Genomic DNA, 12,874 nt, shown 5'->3' with positions numbered 1-12,874 from the left:
GCTGCCGTATTCACCAACTTCACTTCGAAACCGGCGGCACGCAAGCCGTCCACCAGCCAATACCAATTGAAGGTCGACTCCACTGCGACGCCGGCCAGTTCGGCGCGAAACGGCTCCAGCAGAGCGACTATCCTCGTCAGGTCGTTGGGCACGCGCCTTTCGCAACAAATCCGGTCTTCTTCGTCGCTGACTACGACCACGCAATTGTTCGCGTGCAGATCGATACCGCTATACTTGCTCATACCAGCCTCCCTGTACGTAAGTTCAACTCGACATTGAATGCTTACTGTACCCCCGGCGTATGCCGGAGGGAGGTTGGCTAGATGATTATCAGGTCCGGCATCGTGCCACCATTTTGGCAGGTTGCCGGACCTGACCCCGGTTTTTTATGACGCTGGGCGCGGCCCCACCGTGGAACCGGGCACCAGCACCGGCTGCCACATTTCCTGCAGCTCCTCGGCCGGTGTGCCGTCGGCCAGCGCCAGCAGCATTTCGATCATGCGCTCGCCGGCCCGGCGCGGCTCCGGCTGGTCGATGATGGTCACGTCCGAGCAGGCCAGGGTATCGGGCATGTTGCCCCACACGATGATGGACATTTCCTTGCCGATGGCGATGCCGGCGTCCACCAGCGCGCGCACGGCGCCCACGCCGGACAGGTGATTGTCCACGATCACGGCCGTCGGCCGCGGCGAGCAGGCCAGCAACTGTTGCATGGCGTGGTGGCCGCTGCGGCGGTCCAGCGTGTTGGCGATCAGGTGGCGCGGATCGGGCGTCAGTCCGGCCTCGGCCAGGATGGCGAGCAGGCTGGCCTGGCGTTCGCGGGCGAAATTGAGCTCCAGCGGCGCGCTCAGCATGGCGATGCGCTGGTGGCCATGGGCCAGCAGGTGCTGCACGGCCAGCCGCATGCCGGCCTCGTGGTCATAGTCGAACCACGCGTAGGGCGCATCCAGTTCCGTGCGGCCGTGGGCCACGAACGGGAATCCCACCTTGTTGAGGAAGGCGATGCGCTCGTCGCGCACCAGCGTGCGGGCCACCACCAGCCCGTCCACGCGCCGTCCGCGCACCACTTGCTGGTAGGCGCGCAACTCGTTCGGGGGCGACACGGGCGCGATGATCAGGTTCTGGCCTTTCTGCTCCAGCGCTTCCGACATGCCGCCCACCACGTCCAGGAACATGGGGTCGCCCAGGTCGCTGGGCGCGAGCGGATAAATGATGCCGAACACATTGGTCCGTCCCAGCGCCAGGCTGCGGGCCATGGGATTGGCCTGGTAACCAGCCTCCTTGGCCGCCTTCAGTACCCGCTCGCGCGTGCGGCGGTTCACTTCCGGATAGCCGTTGAGCGCGCGGCTCACCGTTGTCTTGGACATGCCCAACAGATTGGCCAAACTCTTGAGATTCATACCTGCATCATTCCATGTTGACCGTCGATTATAGCTTAATCAGCAATCTTTTTCTGCCCCCGGCGCCGTCGCAATCTTGGAAAAATGCAACGTAATCAAGACGATAGCGCGGGCGGTGCCCCGAGCTGTTTTGCGCGCCGGCATGACACGGTGCACGGTGACATCGTGACAACCCTTCCGTTTTGGCAGATACTGCTGGCATCCGGCTGTATTTTGGCCTACGCTTGAAATGTACAAGATTGGTAGCGATGGCGCATTCGCATGCCTGTCATTCCGCTGCCGGTTTCCGTTCTGAGGTGATTGAGGTGGCTACCCTTACATCCGTCAACGCGCTGCAGGCATCGGTCGCACAGGCCCAACAGCTGGTGCAGCAGGATCAGACGCGCGTGAACCAGGATACGAGCCGGCTGGAACAAAGCCAGAACCAGCTGACCAAGGACAAGCAGCAGCTCAGCGACGTCCAGCAGCAAAGCCGCCAGGCGTCCCAGCCGGCGCTCAAGGCGGCCACGCCGGTCCGTATCGACAACGCGATCGAGAAACCGCTGCCATCCCAGCAAGCCCTGCCGGCCGCGCTGACCACCGCCAAACCGCAGGTGAACACGCTGGGCCAGACCATCGGCAAATTCATCAATACCGTCGCCTGAACGTGCACGCCGGGACGGCCGCCCTATTTGGCGTGCAACCACCAATGTTCCACCGCTTCCGGCGCCGTCAGGCTGAGCGCCTTGCCGATGGCCGGCGTGGCGATCGGCAGTTCGCGCTCGCGCGCCAGCGCCACGATGCGCTCGAACGGTTCATGCCAGGCATGCATGGCCAGGTCGAAGGTGCCATTGTGAATCGGCAATAACACCTTGCCGCGCAAGTCCAGGTGCGCCTGCAAGCTCTCCTCCGGCTGCATGTGGACGTCCGGCCACTGGGGATCGTAGGCGCCCGTCTCGATCATGGTCAGGTCGAACGGGCCATACAGCTCGCCGATCTCCTTGAATCCCTTGAAATAACCGCTGTCGCCACTGAAAAAGAGGCGGGTGTGGGCCGTTTCGATGACCCAGGACGACCACAACGTACTGTTGCCATCGAACATGCCGCGGCCCGAAAAGTGCTGGGCCGGCGTGGCCACCAGCTTCACGCCGTCCAGGTGCTTGCTTTGCCACCAGTCCAGCTGGTGCACCTTGCCGGCCGGGATGCCCCAGCTCACCAGGGTGTCGCCCACGCCCAGCGGCGCGATGAAGTGGGTGGTGCGCTCGGCCAGCGCCAGCACGGCGGCCTTGTCCAGGTGGTCGTAATGGTCGTGCGACAGGATCACCCCGTGGATGGGCGGCAAGTCGGCGATGGCGATCGGCGGCGCATGGAAACGTTGCGGCCCGGCCCATTGCACGGGCGAGGCCCGCTCCGAAAACACGGGATCAGTCAGCCAGAACTGGCCACCGAGCTTGAGCAACAAGGTCGAATGGCCGAGACGGAACAAACTATTGTCATCGGCTTCAAACAATTGTTCGGCGCTCAGCGCATGGACGGGCAAGGGCTTGCCGGGCACCGTGTTGGCCGGCTTGGCGAACAGGAAACGCAGTGCGATGCCGAGGCTTTTCAGCAGTCCGCCCCGGCGCATGCGGGCCGGATTGCGGTATTTGCCATCTTTTTGGTGATACTTGCTCAGCGTGGCGTTGAGGCGGGCGGTTACAGTCGTCATGTTGGCAGGCGCCGGGGCGTCCGGTGGTGAGTATCGTCGCTATGTGGGGGCATCCGGCCCGGCTGCAAGCGCGCCGCGGCGGACAGGAGCAGCGCTTCAGCCAAACGCCACCGCGTACACGGGCGGCAGATGGGCGCCTATGCTCTGCCAGTGCTCGCCGCCATTGGCCGACAGCCACACCCCGCCCGTCGTCGAGCCCATCAACAAGGTCTTGCCATCATCGTGGACGGCCAGCCCATGCCGGTAGATCAGGTCGTAGCAATGCTCCTGCGGCAGACCGCTGCGCATGGCCGCCAGCGTCTGGCCGCCATCGGTGGTGCGCGTGACGGACAAGGCCGCGTTGGGCGGGATGCGGCGCTGATCTGCCTCGGCCGGCACGAACCAGGCCGTGTCCCCGTCTTGCGGATGGACGGCCACGGCGAAGCCGAAATTGGACCACGGCGCCGTCTTCACCTCGGTCCACAACGCACCGTTGTCGGTGCTGCGCCAGATGCCGCAATGGTGCTGGCACCACAAGGTGTCGGGCGCGCCGGCGCAGCGCACGATGCGGTGCGGGTCCTGCACCACCTGGTTGTCGGCCAGTTCCGGCGGCATGTAGGCCGCGTTCAGGCCCTTGCCGCGCAGCGTCCAGCTGGCGCCGCCGTCCGTCGTCAGCCACACGCCGCCGCAGGACACACCCACCAGCACCGAGCGGCTGTCGCGCGGGTCGACGCAGATGCTGTGGATGCCCGGCACATCGTAGCCGCCGCCGAACCACTGGCTGCGCTCGGGCGCGTGCCACAGCGATTCCACCAGTTGCCACGTGGCGCCCCGGTCGGCCGAGCGGAACAGGCCGCCAGGCAGGGTGCCGGCCCACAGCACGCCCGGTTCGTCGGCGCCGCCGGCCGCCAGCGACCAGATCTGCCTGAGCTTCCACTCCACCTGGTCCTGGCTGTCCTCCGGCTTGGCCGGATAGGCGGGCACCCCCACTTCCGTCCACGTGTCGGCGCCGGCGTCGAGCCGGTGCAGCTTGGTGCCGAAATGGCCCAGGTTGAGCGCCGCGTACAGTGCCCCGTCGCGCGGGTCGGCCAGCACCATGGACACGGGATCGCCCAGGAAATGGCTGGCGCCCAGCCGCCACGCGCCGTTCACGGGCGCCAGTTCGAACAAGCCCTTGCGGGTACCAAGAAACGCGCGTGCCGCCATGTCAACCTCCAGATAAGGCTTGCAGGATATACACCCGGGAATCGGGACGCAGGACATCGTCGAGCCGGACGCGCTCGCGCGTGCGCTGGCCGTCGATGAAGATGACGACGTTGTCCCGCAAATGGCCCTGCTCGTCGAGCACATAGCCGCGCAACCGGGGCTGGCCGGCGAAGGCGTCATCGAGCGCGCCGCGCAGGTCCGACGCCGGCGTGTCCACCTCGGGCACGGGCAGGAAACGGGCCAGCTGCTGGGTAAAGATCAGGTGCGCCATCGCCGTTAAATTTTCGTCATCGGAACAGCGATTCTAACGCGGTTCGCGCCGCGTCCGGTCTACAATTGAACCGTGCCAACCACCGGAGCGCGTCATGATGATCACCCCGCAACAACTGGAAGCGCTGATGGAGGAAGTGGAGCAGGAAGACCCGATCGATTTCGCCGACCTGCCGTTCGACGAACATGACCTGCGCGCCCTGATCGCCAACCACCTGTGCGAGATGGCCGACGCGATGGAGAACTTCAGCGAGGAGGACAAGCAGCTGACGCTGCTGGCCGTGGCCGCCAAGCTGGTGCTGGAAAACCTGGTCCTCAACGTCCAGCTGCTGCGCCGCCACGGCTTGCCCCTGAGCGAGAGCACGGCCGCCCTGCTGAGCCGGCTGCGCAAGGGCGATTGAGCAGCACCTGCAGGGTGGCGGCGGCGCCCGGGCGACCTGCCCGGCGCGGTGCTACACTGGCGGCACTTCAGCCGCCCCGATCCGCTCCATGCTTGATCAACTCGACAATATTTTCTGGCACACCCTGACCGGGCCGCAGGCCCAGCTGGCCAGCGGCGCCGGCGCCGCGCGTCGCTACGCACCCGGCTTTTCGCCCATCATCGGTTTCGCGGCCCCGGAACAACCCGACTTCGCGGCGCTGGCGCCGTATTGCATGCCGGGCGAACGCTTCTACTGCGCCGGCTGGTCCGGGCCAGCGCCGCAGGGCTGGACGGTGGAAGTGGAAGCGATGATGATCTGCATGGTGTGGCGCGGCGCCCTGCCCGCCGACGACGCGGCGCCGGACGCCATCGCGCTGGGGCCGCAACACGTGGAACAAGCGCTGGCACTGGCCGCGCTGACCAAGCCGGGCCCGTTCGGCCCCCGTACCCTGGAACTGGGCGACTATTACGGCTACCTTGATGGCGAACGCCTGGTCGCCATGGCCGGCGAGCGCACGTGCGCCCAGGGCCTGCGCGAGATCAGCGGCGTGTGCACCCATCCCGACTATCAGGGCCAGGGCCTGGCGCGGCGCCTGGTGCTCAAGCTGGTGCGTAACCACCTGCTGCGCGACGAACTGTCTTACCTGCATGTGATGGCGGCCAACGAAACGGCCCACCAGCTTTACCTGCGCATGGGCTTTGCCGACTACCGGCATACCGTGGTGCGGGTGGTGGCCAGGACCGGCCAGGCGGCCCAGGGTCGGGCGATCTGAATCAGGCGATTTTTCTGGCGGCCGGCGCGATGACGGTCAAATCCGTCTCGGCCAGCGCCACGCAGGGCAGGATGTAGCCTTCGCGTTTTTCATCGAGGCTGAGGCCCGGCCAGTCGATCTGGTAGCGCACGCTGCCGCTGCGCAGCTGGCAGAGGCAGGTGCGGCAGGTACCGTTGCGGCAGGAACTGGGCAGGCGGATGCCGGCCTGCTCGGCCGCCACCAGCACGGTCGTCTCCGGGCCCGCGTCAAACTGCCATCCCTTGCCTTCCAGCGTGATCCGCCGTGCCACCGTGTCCATCGTGTGCCGCCTCGTTGTCGTTGAAGCGACATGATAGATGGAAATGGCGCGCGGCGGCAGGCGCGGCGCGGCAAGCTCAAGCCAGCTGGCGCAACTGCCGTGCCTCCCGCGCCGGCGGCCGTGGCGGCGCACCGCGCTGCGGCGGCGCTGGCGCGCGCCGGGCGGCGCCAGCGGCCGCGCGCATGGCCTGCAGCTTGAACACGGCCATCGCCTGCGCCACATGCTGCGCCTGCTGCGCCAGGTTGCCGGCCGCGGCCGCGGCCTGCTCCACCAGCGCCGCGTTCTGCTGCGTCAGATCGTCGATCTGGCCCACCGCCATGTTGACCTGGCCGATGCCGTGGCTCTGCTCGCGGGTGGCGGTGGAAATCTCATCCATCACCTGCGTCACCTGGCACACGGACGCGATCACCTCGTGCATGGTGGCGCCGGCGCTGCTGGTCAGCTCCGCACCCGCGTTGACCTTGGCGATCGACAGGTCGATCAGTTGCTTGATCTCGTGGGCCGCCGTGGCCGCGCGCTGGGCCAGGCTGCGCACCTCGCTCGCCACCACGGCGAAGCCGCGCCCTTCCGAGCCGGCGCGGGCCGCCTCCACCGCCGCGTTCAGGGCCAGGATGTTGGTCTGGAACGCGATGCCGTCGATCAGGCCGATGATGTCCTGGATCTTGCGCGAGGACGCGCTGATCTCGTCCATCGTGTGCACCACGCGCGATACGATCTCGCCGCCATGCTCGGCCACCTTGGAGGCGCGCCCCGCCAGTTCGTTGGCACTGGCCACGCTGCTGGCGCTCTGCTGGAGATTGGTGGTCAGCTGCTCCATGCTGGCCGCCGTCTGCTGCAGGCTGGACGCCTGCGACTCCGTGCGCCCCGACAAATCCATATTGCCGGTGGCGATCTCGCCGGTGGCCACCGTGATCTCGTCAAAATTGCGGGGCACGTCGCCGATGATGCTGTGCAGGTTGACGTTGGTCTGGCGCAGCGCGGCCAGCAACTGGCCCATCTCGTCGTCGCGCGGCACCTCGATCACGCCCGTCAGGTCGCCGCCGGCCATCTTGCGGGCCGCGCTGGTGGCGCGCCGCAGCGGTTCGGCCACGCTGCGCTGCAAGGTGTACCAGAACGCCAGCATCACGGCCGCCGCCACGCCGGCCGCCGCCGTCAGCGCCATGCGCGCGCCATCGGTGGTGGTGCCGTCGATGCGCCAGAACGCGACGGCGAACAGCGCCATCATCAGCGTGACAAAGCTGGCGTTGAGCGCCACGTGGCGGCTGAACGAGAGCCGCGTGAGCGCGTGCAGCCGCGCCAGCACGCCCGTCTGCACGGCGCGGCCGTTGACGATGCGCAGCCGCTGCGGATTGCCGGCCTTGAACTGGCGGTACAGCGCCTCGGCCTCGGCCACCTGCTGGCGACTGGGCTTGCTGCGCACGGACATGTAGCCGACCGGCTTGCCCTGCTCGATCACGGGCGTCACATTGGCCAGCACCCAGTAGTAGTCGCCATTCTTGCAGCGGTTCTTGACCATGCCGGTCCATGGCATGCCGCCCTTGATGGTGGCCCACAGGTCGGCGAACGCTTCGGCCGGCATGTCCGGATGGCGCACGATGTTCTGCGGCGCGCCCATCAGTTCCTCCTGGGTGAAACCGCTCACCTGGATGAAATACGGATTGGCGTAATTGATCTTGCCCCGCAAATCGGTGGTCGAGACGATGGTCTTGTCGTCGTCCAGCACGTATTCGTGTTGGGTGACGGGCATATTGTTGCGCATAGTCGCATTCCTCCCAGAGGGACCGCCCGGCAGGGACGGAACAGCTCAGAACCGCGAACCGGGGATGGGGGTATCGCCATGGGATTGGTGCGGGCAATCAGGCCCGCCCGGCCGTGATACCAGCCGTATCCATGGTTTTAGTATAGTCAGTCAATTTCGCCAAAAACTCACAAATTATTGTGGCGCGGAAAATAAACGCCCGCCTCAGAGGGCGGGCGTGGCGGCAGATCATGGCCGGCGTGGCGCGCCCGCCACACCAGCGTCAGTCGGCGCGGAAGTTCTGGCCCAGCGACATGGGCTTGTTGAGCAGGATGGTCTGCGGGTTGCGGCAAATAATCACCAGCACCACGATGGTGGCCAGGTAAGGCAGCATGGACAGGAACTCGGACGGCACGGCAAGGCCCATGCCCTGGCCGTGGAACTGCAGTACCGTCACCCCGCCGAACAGGTAGGCGCCCACCAGCACGCCGCGCGGCTTCCAGGTGGCGAACACCACTTGCGCCAGCGCGATCCAGCCGCGGCCGGCCGTCATGCCCTCCACCCACATGGGGGTGAGCGCCATCGACAGGTAGGCGCCGCCCAGGCCGGCCATGGCGCCGCCGAACAGCACGGTGCCGTAGCGCAGGCCGATCACGGGGAAGCCGATGGCGTGGGCGCTGTCGGGCGACTCGCCCACGGCGCGGATCAGCAGGCCCAGGCGGGTACGGGCCAGCATCCAGCCCACCACGGCCACCAGCACCACCGAGGCGTACACCATGATGTCGAAGCGGAACAGCAACGGCCCCACGAACGGCAGTTCCGACAACACGGGGAAATGCAGGTGCGGCAGCGGATCGATGGTCTGCCCCACGAAGCCGCGGCCCATGAACGCCGACAGGCCCACCCCGAACAGGGTCAGCGCCAGGCCGGTGGCCACCTGGTTGGTTTGCAGCGTCAGCACGAGGAAGCCAAAGATCAGCGCCATGGCCATGCCCACGGCCATCGCGGCCAGCAGGCCCAAGGTCATGCTGCCCGTGCCCAGCGTGACGGCGAAGCCGCTCACGGCGCCCACCAGCATCATGCCTTCGAGCCCGAGATTGAGCACGCCGGAGCGCTCCGTCACCAGTTCGCCCATGGACGCCAGGATCAGCGGCGTGGCGGCGCCGGCCGTGCTGGCCAGGAAGGCGATCAACAACTCGGTATTCATGATGCGGTTCCTTCGGTTGGGGTGGCCGCGGCGGCGGCCACGTGGGGCACGGCGCGGTGGCGCGGCTTGAAGCGGTAATGGATGAACAGGTCGGCCGCCAGCAGGTAAAACAGCAGCAAGCCCTGGAACAGGCCCGTGATGGCCGACGGCAGCTGCAGTTCGATCTGGGCCGTCTCGCCGCCGATGTAGAGCAGCGACATCAGCAGCGCCGACAACAGCACGCCCAGCGGATGCAGGCGGCCCACATAGGCCACGATGATGGCCGCGAAGCCGTAGCCGGGCGACACGGACGGCTGCAACTGGCCCAGCGGCCCGGCCACCTCGCCCACGCCGGCGATGCCCGACAGCGCGCCGCTGATCATGAACGCCACCCACACGTTGCGCGGCTCGCTGAAGCCGGCGTAGGCGGCGGCGGCCGGCGCCATGCCGCTCACCTGCATGCGGTAGCCGGCGAACGTGCGGGCGCAGAAGAACCAGGCGCCGGCCGCCACCAGCAGCGACAGCGGGAACGCCGCGTTCACGCGCAAGCCTTCCACCAGCAGCGGCAGCAGGGCCGCGTCCTGGAACATCTTCGATTGCGGGAAGTTGAAGCCGGCCGGGTCGCGCAGCGGGCCGTGCACCAGGTAGCTGAGCAGCAGGTAGGCCACGTAGACCAGCATCAGGCTGACCAGGATTTCACTGGTGTTGAAGCGGGTGCGCAGCAGCGCCGGAATGGCGGCCCAGGCCATGCCGCCCAGCGCGCCGGCCACCAGCATCAGCGGCAGCAGCCAGCCGGCCTGCACGTCGTCGAAATACAGGGCCACGCAGCCGGCCGCGATGGCGCCCACCGTGAGCTGGCCGTCGGCGCCGATGTTGGCCACGTTGGCCCGGAAGCCCAGCGCCAGGCCCACGCCGCACAGGATCAGCGGCGTGGCTTTCAACAGCAGCTCGCCCACACCGTACAGCGTGGTGCAGGGCTTGATGAAGTAGACGAAGAAGGCGTGCAGCGGGTCCTGGCCCAGGAAGAAGAACAGCACGGAGCCGGTGACCAGCATGGCCAGCGCCGCCAGCAGCGGCGAGGCCAGCATCATGGCGCGCGAAGGTTCGGGACGTAATTCAAGCCGTGACATGGGCAGCTCCTGGTGCGGGTTGGTCGGCGGGCGGGTCGACATGATCGAAGTCGCCGCTCATCCACACGCCGATCTGGTGGATGGTGGTGGAGGCGGCCGGCACGGCGCGCGACAGCCGGCCATGGGACAGCACGGCCAGCCGGTCGCTCATCTGGAACAGTTCGTCCAGTTCCTCCGACAGCACCAGCACGGCCGCGCCCTGGTCGCGCAAGTCGATGATGGCCTGGCGGATCAGCATGGCCGCGCCGATGTCCACGCCCCAGGTGGGCTGGGCGAACACCACCACCTTGGGCGCCAGCATGATCTCGCGCCCGACGATGAATTTTTGCAGGTTGCCGCCCGACAGGCTGGCGGCGGCCGACCCGGCACCGCCGCACTTGACCTTGAACCGCTCGATGACCTCGCGCGCGAACGCACGCACGGCGCCGAACTGGATCAGGCCACGCTTGACCATGCCGGCGCCGCCGGCCGGGATGTAACCGGTCAGCAGCGCGTTGTCGGCCAGCGACAGGGCCGGCGCGGCGCCGCGCCCCAAGCGCTCCTCGGGCACGAAGCCCAGGCCCAGCTGGCGGCGCCGGGCCGCGTTGAGCCGGCCCACGGGCTGGCCGTTCATGCGGATCGCGTCGCCGTGCGCCAGCAGCCGTTCGCCGGAGATGGCCTTCAACAGTTCCTGCTGGCCGTTGCCGGAGATGCCGGCGATGCCGACGATCTCGCCGCTGCGCAGCTCCAGGCTGATGTCCTTCAAGTGCACGCCGAACGGATCGTCGCTGGCCAGGTTCAGGTGTTCGATGGCCAGCCGCACGTCGCCGGGCGCGCGCGGCAGGTGGCGGCAGGTGGGCAGTTCGCGGCCTATCATCAGTTCGGCCAGCGAACGGGCGCTTTCCTCCTTTGGATTGGCGGTGCCGGACACGCGCCCTGCGCGCAGCACGGTGGCCTTGTCGCACAGCGACTGGATCTCGTCGAGCTTGTGGCTGATGTAGAGGATGCTCATGCCTTCGGCCGCCAGCCGGCGCAGCGATTCGAACAGTTTCAGCACGGCATCCGGCGTGAGCACGGAAGTCGGTTCATCCATGATCAGCAATCGCGGCGACTGCAGCAGGCAGCGCACGATCTCGACCCGCTGGCGCTCGCCCACGGACATGCTGTGCACCAGGCGCTCCGGGTCCAGCGGCAAGCCATATTGTTCGGACACGCTGCGGATGCGCGGCGCCAGCTGTTCCGGCGACACCTTCTCGTCGAGCGCCAGCGAGATGTTCTGCGCCACCGTCAGCGTCTCGAACAGCGCGAAATGCTGGAACACCATGCCGATGCCCAGCTTGCGCGCGTCGTGCGGCGAATGGATCGCCACTTCCCGGCCTTCCCACTGGATCTGGCCTGCGTCGGGTTTGGTCACGCCGTAGATGATCTTCATCAGCGTGCTCTTGCCGGCGCCGTTCTCGCCCAGCACGGCATGTATCTCGCCCGGCATCACCGTCAGGTCCACCTCGGCGTTGGCGACAACGGACGGATAAATCTTGGATATGCCCCGCAGCTGCAGGCGCGGCTCGTGGCGCGGCGGCGTGGCCGGGGCGGCGGTGTCATTCATCGGGCGGAACCTCCTCGTTGTATACAAATGCTTGCGAGCATCGTCATCGAACTACGCAAGCTCCGTGCCACCGCCCGGCGGCCGGCCTCTGCGCGCGATGACTGCAAGCATACCCCCCCGCGCATGATTTCACGCACTTTTTTTGCGCGGGCTGTGGGCAAAAACGCACTAAATAAACCGTGCGGATTCACCACAAACGTGCGAAATTGTATCCACTGACCCACCAAATCGGGGCCGCTTTCGTACACAATATGAGCACGAATCCTGCTTTACATGGCGCAGACCCGCCGGGACTGACCCGCGCACGCTACAGGAGAAACAAGATGAGCAGCCTCACCACCGCGGCCCGTGCCACGGGCAAGCGCAAGGCCGGCACGCCGGCAGCACCGGCTGCGACAGCCGCGACACCAGCTACCACGGCGTCCGCAGCGACGGCGGCGCCGGCCGCCCGCCTCAAGCGCGGCACCACGGCCATCGACTTGCGCATCTACCGCGCCGTCGTCAACGCCGTCATGAGCCACCGGCTGCCGCCCGGCACCCACCTGGGCGAGGCGGATTTCTGCGAGCTGTACCAGGTCAGCCGCACCACCGTGCGCAAGGCGCTGCAGCGGCTGGCGCACGACCACATCATCGAACTGCGCCCCAACCGGGGCGCCGTGATCGCCTCGCCCACGCCGGAGGAAGCGCGCGACATCTTCGCCGCGCGCCGCGCCGTGGAACGGGAGATCGTGCCGCTCGTGATCGGCAACGCCACGCCGGCGTCGCTGCAGCAGATCCGCGCCGCGCTGGAGGCGGAAGACCAGGCCCGCCGCACGGGCGACCGCGCCAGCTGGATCCGGCTGGGCGGCGAGTTCCACCTGCTGCTGGCTGAACTGGCGGGCAACCAGGTGCTGCTGCGCTTCATGTCGGAGCTGGTGTCGCGCTGCTCGCTGATCATCGCCCTGTATGAAAGCCCGGGGGCGGCCATGTGCGAGAACGACGAGCACCAGGACCTGATGACGCTGATCGAACAGCGCAAGGTGGCCGAGGCCACGGCTTTGATCGAACATCACCTGCTGGAAATCGAAGGCCGGCTGCGGCTGGGTGAACCGGAACGCAAGATCAACCTGGCCGAGGCGCTGTCGGGCTTCTGAAGCCGATTGCATACACGTGCCCATGGCGCGCACCACGGCGTGGCGTTTTGCCCCCCCGCTGCCCGCCC

Annotated in this window: 14 protein-coding genes; 4 read left to right on the top strand and 10 right to left on the bottom strand. The window is 67.2% G+C overall.

Annotated elements, in window-relative coordinates; translation table 11 throughout:
• Positions 1 to 242: IS110 family transposase (locus H3H36_RS06320; RefSeq protein WP_375539574.1), on the bottom strand; the 242-nt coding region annotated here is incomplete at its 3' end.
• A 144-nt stretch (positions 243 to 386) separates the two neighbouring features.
• Entirely contained in the window at positions 387 to 1,400 is a 1,014-nt protein-coding gene (locus H3H36_RS06315) for a substrate-binding domain-containing protein (protein WP_182215302.1), read from the bottom strand.
• A 305-nt stretch (positions 1,401 to 1,705) separates the two neighbouring features.
• Between H3H36_RS06315 and H3H36_RS06310 the strand changes: the two genes are divergently transcribed.
• Complete coding sequence (locus tag H3H36_RS06310) at positions 1,706 to 2,044, top strand: hypothetical protein (RefSeq protein WP_182215299.1); 339 nt, start codon at positions 1,706 to 1,708, stop codon at positions 2,042 to 2,044.
• A gap of 23 nt (positions 2,045 to 2,067) precedes the next feature.
• On the opposite strand, the gene H3H36_RS06305 is transcribed toward H3H36_RS06310, so the two are convergent.
• The 3 genes from H3H36_RS06305 to H3H36_RS06295 all read right to left on the bottom strand — a co-directional run bounded on the left by H3H36_RS06305 (position 2,068) and on the right by H3H36_RS06295 (position 4,543).
• A complete protein-coding gene (locus tag H3H36_RS06305; protein WP_182215296.1) occupies positions 2,068 to 3,087 on the bottom strand; it encodes an MBL fold metallo-hydrolase in 1,020 nt (339 codons plus the stop codon).
• A 96-nt stretch (positions 3,088 to 3,183) separates the two neighbouring features.
• Entirely contained in the window at positions 3,184 to 4,272 is a 1,089-nt protein-coding gene (locus tag H3H36_RS06300) for a WD40/YVTN/BNR-like repeat-containing protein (protein ID WP_182215294.1), read from the bottom strand.
• A 1-nt stretch (position 4,273) separates the two neighbouring features.
• Complete coding sequence (locus tag H3H36_RS06295; protein ID WP_182215292.1) at positions 4,274 to 4,543, bottom strand: MoaD/ThiS family protein; 270 nt, start codon at positions 4,541 to 4,543, stop codon at positions 4,274 to 4,276.
• Between the two features lie 94 nt (positions 4,544 to 4,637).
• On the opposite strand from H3H36_RS06295, the gene H3H36_RS06290 reads away from it, so the two are divergent.
• Entirely contained in the window at positions 4,638 to 4,943 is a 306-nt protein-coding gene (locus H3H36_RS06290) for a hypothetical protein (RefSeq protein ID WP_182215290.1), read from the top strand.
• An 88-nt stretch (positions 4,944 to 5,031) separates the two neighbouring features.
• Positions 5,032 to 5,736 carry a GNAT family N-acetyltransferase gene (locus tag H3H36_RS06285; protein WP_182215287.1) on the top strand — a complete coding sequence of 235 codons (705 nt, stop codon included), beginning with the start codon at positions 5,032 to 5,034 and terminating at the stop codon, positions 5,734 to 5,736.
• A 1-nt stretch (position 5,737) separates the two neighbouring features.
• On the opposite strand, the gene H3H36_RS06280 is transcribed toward H3H36_RS06285, so the two are convergent.
• From H3H36_RS06280 to H3H36_RS06260, 5 genes are all read right to left on the bottom strand, one after another.
• Positions 5,738 to 6,034, bottom strand: coding sequence for a 2Fe-2S iron-sulfur cluster-binding protein (locus H3H36_RS06280; protein ID WP_182215285.1), 297 nt, complete (start codon positions 6,032 to 6,034; stop codon positions 5,738 to 5,740).
• A 76-nt stretch (positions 6,035 to 6,110) separates the two neighbouring features.
• Entirely contained in the window at positions 6,111 to 7,793 is a 1,683-nt protein-coding gene (locus H3H36_RS06275) for a methyl-accepting chemotaxis protein (RefSeq protein WP_182215283.1), read from the bottom strand.
• A 262-nt stretch (positions 7,794 to 8,055) separates the two neighbouring features.
• Positions 8,056 to 8,979, bottom strand: coding sequence for an ABC transporter permease (locus H3H36_RS06270; protein WP_182215280.1), 924 nt, complete (start codon positions 8,977 to 8,979; stop codon positions 8,056 to 8,058).
• Complete coding sequence (locus tag H3H36_RS06265) at positions 8,976 to 10,088, bottom strand: ABC transporter permease (protein ID WP_182215278.1); 1,113 nt, start codon at positions 10,086 to 10,088, stop codon at positions 8,976 to 8,978. The genes H3H36_RS06270 and H3H36_RS06265 overlap by 4 nt, the downstream gene beginning before the upstream one ends.
• Positions 10,075 to 11,673, bottom strand: a complete 1,599-nt coding sequence (locus tag H3H36_RS06260) for an ABC transporter ATP-binding protein (protein ID WP_182215276.1) — start codon at positions 11,671 to 11,673, stop codon at positions 10,075 to 10,077. The genes H3H36_RS06265 and H3H36_RS06260 overlap by 14 nt, the downstream gene beginning before the upstream one ends.
• Positions 11,674 to 11,996: 323 nt before the next feature.
• On the opposite strand from H3H36_RS06260, the gene H3H36_RS06255 reads away from it, so the two are divergent.
• Positions 11,997 to 12,806, top strand: coding sequence for a GntR family transcriptional regulator (locus H3H36_RS06255; protein WP_182215274.1), 810 nt, complete (start codon positions 11,997 to 11,999; stop codon positions 12,804 to 12,806).
• Positions 12,807 to 12,874 lie beyond the last annotated feature (68 nt).

The sequence above is a fragment of the Rugamonas fusca genome, from assembly GCF_014042365.1.
GTDB classification, from domain to species: domain Bacteria; phylum Pseudomonadota; class Gammaproteobacteria; order Burkholderiales; family Burkholderiaceae_D; genus Rugamonas; species Rugamonas fusca.
Note: the sequence above shows the minus strand (reverse complement) of the source record. Positions and strands in the feature narration are given on the sequence as shown.

What these genes read in the sequence shown, in the direction of transcription:
- H3H36_RS06315 (WP_182215302.1), bottom strand. Translation starts at nt 1,400, where the DNA reads ATGAATCTCAAGAGTTTGGCCAATCTGTTGGGCATGTCCAAGACAACG.
- H3H36_RS06305 (WP_182215296.1), bottom strand. Translation starts at nt 3,087, where the DNA reads ATGACGACTGTAACCGCCCGCCTCAACGCCACGCTGAGCAAGTATCAC.
- H3H36_RS06300 (WP_182215294.1), bottom strand. Translation starts at nt 4,272, where the DNA reads ATGGCGGCACGCGCGTTTCTTGGTACCCGCAAGGGCTTGTTCGAACTG.
- H3H36_RS06295 (WP_182215292.1), bottom strand. Translation starts at nt 4,543, where the DNA reads ATGGCGCACCTGATCTTTACCCAGCAGCTGGCCCGTTTCCTGCCCGTG.
- H3H36_RS06290 (WP_182215290.1), top strand. Translation starts at nt 4,638, where the DNA reads ATGATGATCACCCCGCAACAACTGGAAGCGCTGATGGAGGAAGTGGAG.
- H3H36_RS06285 (WP_182215287.1), top strand. Translation starts at nt 5,032, where the DNA reads ATGCTTGATCAACTCGACAATATTTTCTGGCACACCCTGACCGGGCCG.
- H3H36_RS06280 (WP_182215285.1), bottom strand. Translation starts at nt 6,034, where the DNA reads ATGGACACGGTGGCACGGCGGATCACGCTGGAAGGCAAGGGATGGCAG.
- H3H36_RS06275 (WP_182215283.1), bottom strand. Translation starts at nt 7,793, where the DNA reads ATGCGCAACAATATGCCCGTCACCCAACACGAATACGTGCTGGACGAC.
- H3H36_RS06270 (WP_182215280.1), bottom strand. Translation starts at nt 8,979, where the DNA reads ATGAATACCGAGTTGTTGATCGCCTTCCTGGCCAGCACGGCCGGCGCC.
- H3H36_RS06265 (WP_182215278.1), bottom strand. Translation starts at nt 10,088, where the DNA reads ATGTCACGGCTTGAATTACGTCCCGAACCTTCGCGCGCCATGATGCTG.
- H3H36_RS06260 (WP_182215276.1), bottom strand. Translation starts at nt 11,673, where the DNA reads ATGAATGACACCGCCGCCCCGGCCACGCCGCCGCGCCACGAGCCGCGC.
- H3H36_RS06255 (WP_182215274.1), top strand. Translation starts at nt 11,997, where the DNA reads ATGAGCAGCCTCACCACCGCGGCCCGTGCCACGGGCAAGCGCAAGGCC.